At 73.0% G+C, this 4752-nt stretch carries 4 protein-coding genes; all 4 read right to left on the minus strand.

Going from position 1 to position 4752, the window contains the following annotated elements:
• Positions 1-68: 68 nt before the first annotated feature.
• The gene (recJ, locus tag ACE3Q2_RS13220) at positions 69-1799 is read right to left on the minus strand and encodes a single-stranded-DNA-specific exonuclease RecJ (RefSeq protein ID WP_374474475.1); all 1731 of its coding nucleotides are present in this window, start codon (positions 1797-1799) and stop codon (positions 69-71) included.
• On the minus strand, positions 1796-2707 hold the full coding sequence (locus ACE3Q2_RS13225; RefSeq protein WP_374474476.1) for a phosphoglycerate mutase: 912 nt from the start codon (positions 2705-2707) through the stop codon (positions 1796-1798). Before ACE3Q2_RS13225 ends, recJ begins: the two co-directional genes overlap by 4 nt.
• Positions 2708-2717: 10 nt before the next feature.
• The gene (greA, locus tag ACE3Q2_RS13230) at positions 2718-3194 is read right to left on the minus strand and encodes a transcription elongation factor GreA (protein ID WP_231693969.1); all 477 of its coding nucleotides are present in this window, start codon (positions 3192-3194) and stop codon (positions 2718-2720) included.
• On the minus strand, positions 3191-4752 hold a 1562-nt coding region (gene carB, locus ACE3Q2_RS13235; protein ID WP_374474477.1), incomplete at its 5' end, for a carbamoyl-phosphate synthase large subunit. The genes carB and greA, both read right to left, overlap by 4 nt.

Consider the following 4752-nt stretch of genomic DNA (forward strand, 5'->3'; position numbering starts at 1 on the left):
CCCCCTTGTTGTGGGCGGGGATCCCGCCCCCCCCCCCCCCGCCCACTGCGCCGGGGCTCACCCCGCTCCTACAGGGGCGCCAGGTGGCGGACCAGCAGCTGCACGCCGCGGCGGCCGTTCCAGTCGTCGGGCTCGAGCTGGTAGGCCACGTGCACGCGGCCGGCGGGGGCCTGCCCGGTCCAGCCACCGAAATGGATAGCCGACAGCTCCGTGCCGCCGGCCTCGGGCTGCAGCGCGAGCTTGAGGTGGCGCTCGCCCACCCGGCGCCAGGAGGCCACCCGGAACACGCCGTCGAACACCGGCTCGGGAAAACCCTGCCCCCAGGGCCCGGCCAGGCGCAGCTGGTCGGCGAGGTCGCGGGTGTGTTCGGCGGGCGCGAGTTCGCCGTCGCTGGGCAGCTCCGAGCGCAGCAGCTCGGGGCTGAGGCGGCTGGCCACCTCGGCCTCGAGCGCGGCGCGGAACTCGCCGAGGCCGGCGGCGTCCAGGCTCAGGCCCGCCGCCATCGCGTGGCCACCGAAGCGCTCGATCAGCCCGGGATGGCGCGCGTCCACGGCCGCCAGCGCGTCGCGCAGGTGCAGGCCGGAGATGGAGCGCGCCGAGCCCTTGAGCAGCGTGCTGCCCGGCTCCGAGGGTGCCAGCGCCAGCACCGGCCGGTGCAGCCGGTCCTTGAGCCGCGAGGCCACCAGGCCGACCACGCCGGGGTGCCAGGCCTCGTCGTGCAGGCACAGCACCGGCGGCAGTTCGCCCCCGCCCTCGCCCAGCGGCAGGCCCGCCACCAGCGCTTCGGCGGCGTCCACCATCTGTTGCTGCAGGTCCTTGCGCTCGGCGTTGATGCGGTCGAGCACGGCGGCCAGCTCACGGGCGCGCACCGGGTCGTCGCAGAGCAGGCATTCGATGCCCAGCGCCATGTCCTCGAGCCGGCCGGCGGCATTGAGGCGCGGGCCGATGGCGAAGCCGATGTCGGAAGCGGTGAGCGTGGCCGCGTCGCGGCCGGCGAGCTCGATCAGCGCGCGCAGGCCGGGCTGGCCCAGGCCCTGGCGCAGGCGGCGCAGGCCGGCCGACACCAGCAGGCGGTTGTTGAAGTCCAGCGGCACCAGGTCGGCCACGGTGCCGACGGCGACGAGGTCGAGCAGGCACGACAGGTCGGGCTCGGGCCCGGTGAAGCGGCCGGCCTCGCGCTGGTGCCGGCGCAGCGCCAGCAGCAGGTAGAACACCACGCCCACGCCGGCCAGGGCCTTGCTGGGGAAGGCGTCGTCGCCGAGGTTCGGGTCGACGATGACGTCCGCCGGCGGCAGCGTTTCGCCCGGCAGGTGGTGGTCGGTGACCAGCACCTGCCAACCGCTGGCCTTGGCCGCGGCGATGCCGGCATGGCAGGCGATGCCGCTGTCCACGGTGAGCACCAGGTCGGGCGACAGCGCGCGCAGGTGTTCGACCAGGCCCGGCGTGAGGCCGTAGCCGTGGGTCACGCGGTGCGGCACCTGGTGGCTGACGCGGCGGGCGCCGAGCAGGCGCAGGCCGCGCACGGCCACGGCCGTGCCGGTGGCACCGTCGCAGTCGAAGTCACCGACCACGACGATGTGCGCGTCGCGGGCGATGGCGTCGGCGAGCAGCGCCGCCGCCTGCGCCACGCGGCCCAGCGATTCGGGCGGCAGCAGGCGCGCGAGCCTGAGTTCGCCCTGCGCCGGATCCAGCACGCCGCGGGCGGCGTAGATGCGCTGGAGCACGGGCGGCACCGTTTCCGGCCAGGGGCCGTGCGGTGGCACCGCGCGGCGCACGATGCGCAGCGGCGCGGGCGTCACGCCAGCGCCGCCAATGGCCGGCGCCAGAGCCGCCAGCGCTGCCCGGGCCGGAGCGTCCAGGCCGCGCCGTCGGCGAAGTCGAGCCGCACGCCGGCCGCGCCCGAAGCCGGGAGCGATTCGAGCAGGTGGCGCTCCACCTGCGACCAGTCGCGCGCCGCGCGCAGGTCCAGCAGCGTGCCCTCGCCCACCGTTTCCGTGGCCAGCGCAGCCAAAGCGGCCAGCGTGGCCTCGTCGCCGGCGACCTTCGCCACCCGGCCGCGCACGCGGTCGGGCAGCCGGCCGGCGCCCCAGAAGCACAGGCTGTTGGCCGGCACGCGGCCCGCGGCGAGGCGCGCGGCGTTGACCGGATGGTTGTGCAGCAGCACCTGCGCCTCGTTGAGCAGGGCGCGCCAGCGGCGGCCTTCCGGGCCTTCGGGCAGGTGCAGGAACAGGTCGTCGCCCAGCACCGTTTCCGGCGGCGAGAACGCCGGCAGCGCGGCGCCCTGCGGCAGCGACAAGTACCAGCGCGACGGCGACGGCGCGCTGAGCGCGAAGCCGGCGTCGCCGAACAGCGGCCGCAGTTCGGCCAGCAGCGCATCGGTTTCCTCGCGTGACAGGCCCAGGTCGCCGATGGCCATCACGCGGGCCCCGGTCATGTCCGGGCGCACGAAGGCCGGGTCGGCGCGCAGCCAGGCCTGGCCGGCGGCGTCGCCGGCGTCGCGCTGGCGGGTGATGGCGGCTACCGGCCAGCCGCGCGGCAGCAGCTCGAACCAGCGCAGCAGCTGCGCGGATTCACCGGGCTCCGCGTCGGCGCCGCGGTCGCCCCGCGTGAGCGCACGGGCCACGGCGGGCGACAGCGGCTGGCCGGCGAAACGCCGGCGTTCGGGCAACAGCAGGACGACGGCGGGCGCGGCCTCGGCGGCGGGCATCGGGCGGGCCTCAGCCCTCGTAGCGCACGCCGACGATGTCGTAGTCGCGGGCGCCAGCGGGCGCCTGGATGGTGACGGTGTCGCCCTCGTGCTTGCCGATCAGCGCGCGCGCCAGCGGCGAGGAGATCGAGATCAGGCCCTGCTTGATGTCGGCCTCCAGGTCACCCACGATCTGGTAGGTCACCTCGTCGCCGCTGTCGCAGTCGGCCAGCTCGACGGTGGCGCCGAACACCACGCGGCTGCCCGCGTTGAGGCTGGCCACGTCGATCAGCTGGGCGTGCGACAGCACGTACTCCAGCTCCTGGATGCGGCCCTCGATGAAACCCTGCTGTTCGCGGGCGGCGTGGTACTCGGCGTTTTCCTTCAGGTCGCCGTGGGCGCGGGCCTCGGCGATGGCGTTGATCACCGCCGGCCGCTTGACCGACTTGAGGTGCTCGAGCTCTTCCCTGAGGCGCGTGGCGCCCTTGGTGGTCAAGGGGGCTCTCATCCGTGAAGCTCCTTGTGCAGTTCCTGCAGCGACCAGACCCGGGGGTTGTCACGGGTGTCGGTGCCGCGGATCAGGGCGCGCGCGCCCGGGATGGTGGTCGAATAGGTGACGCGGTGCTGCAGCGCCTCGCGCCGGATCGAGAACGAGTCGGCGATGGCCTGCTTGCCCTCGGTCGTGTTCACAATGTAGCTGATCTCGCCGTTCTTGATCAGGTCGACGATGTGCGGGCGGCCTTCGATCACCTTGTTGATGCGCTCGCAGGCGATGCCCTGCCCGGCCAGGAACTTCGCGGTGCCCTCGGTGGCCACCAGCGTGTAGCCGCGCTCGACCAGGTCGTTGGCCACCGGCAGCAGGCGCTTCTTGTCCGGGTCGCGCACCGACAGGAAGGCCTTGCCGGGCATCGGCGCCTTGATGTTGGCGGCTTCCTCGGCGCGACCGAAGGCCTCGGCGAAGGTGCGGCCCACGCCCATCACCTCGCCCGTGGAGCGCATCTCGGGGCCGAGGATGGGGTCGACGTTCTGGAACTTGGCGAAGGGGAAGATCGCTTCCTTGACCGAGTAGTAGTCCGGCACGATTTCCCGGGTGGCGCCCTGCTCCGCCAGCGTCTTGCCGGCCATGCAGCGCGCGGCGATCTTGGCCAGCGGCACGCCGATGGCCTTGGACACGAAAGGCACGGTGCGCGAGGCGCGCGGGTTCACTTCCAGCAGGTAGATGGTGTCGCCGCCGTGTTCGTCCATGTGGATGGCGAACTGGGTGTTCATCAGGCCCACCACTTTCAGCGCGCGGGCGAGCTGGGCGACCTGGTCGCGCAGCTTGTCCTGCACGTGCGCCGGCAGCGAGTACGGCGGCAGCGAGCAGGAGGAGTCGCCCGAGTGCACGCCGGCTTCCTCGATGTGCTCCATGATGCCGCCCACCAGCACGTTGCCCTGGGCGTCGGCGATGATGTCCACGTCCACTTCCACGGCGTTGTCGAGGAAGCGGTCGAGCAGCACCGGCGAATCGTTCGACACCTGCACCGCCTCGCGGATGTAGCGCGAAAGGTCGGCGTCGGAATAGACGATCTCCATGGCGCGGCCGCCCAGCACGTAGCTCGGGCGCACCACCAGCGGGTAGCCGATTTCGTTGGCCAGGGCGATGGCCTGCTCGGCGTTGCGGGCGGTGCGGTTCGGCGGCTGCAGCAGGCCGAGCTCCTCGACCAGCTTCTGGAAGCGCTCGCGGTCCTCGGCCAGGTCGATGCTGTCCGGGCTGGTGCCGATGATGGGCACGCCGGCCGCCTCGAGCGCGCGCGAGAGCTTGAGCGGGGTCTGGCCGCCGTACTGCACGATGACGCCCTTGGGCTTCTCGACCTCGACGATCTCGAGCACGTCCTCGAGCGTCACCGGCTCGAAGTACAGGCGGTCGGAGGTGTCGTAGTCGGTGGACACGGTCTCCGGGTTGCAGTTGACCATGATGGTTTCGTAGCCGTCCTCGCGCAGGGCGAGCGCGGCGTGCACGCAGCAGTAATCGAACTCGATGCCCTGGCCGATGCGGTTGGGGCCGCCGCCGAGCACCATGATCT

The sequence above is a fragment of the Arenimonas sp. genome (genome assembly GCF_041913985.1).
GTDB lineage: Bacteria > Pseudomonadota > Gammaproteobacteria > Xanthomonadales > Xanthomonadaceae > Arenimonas.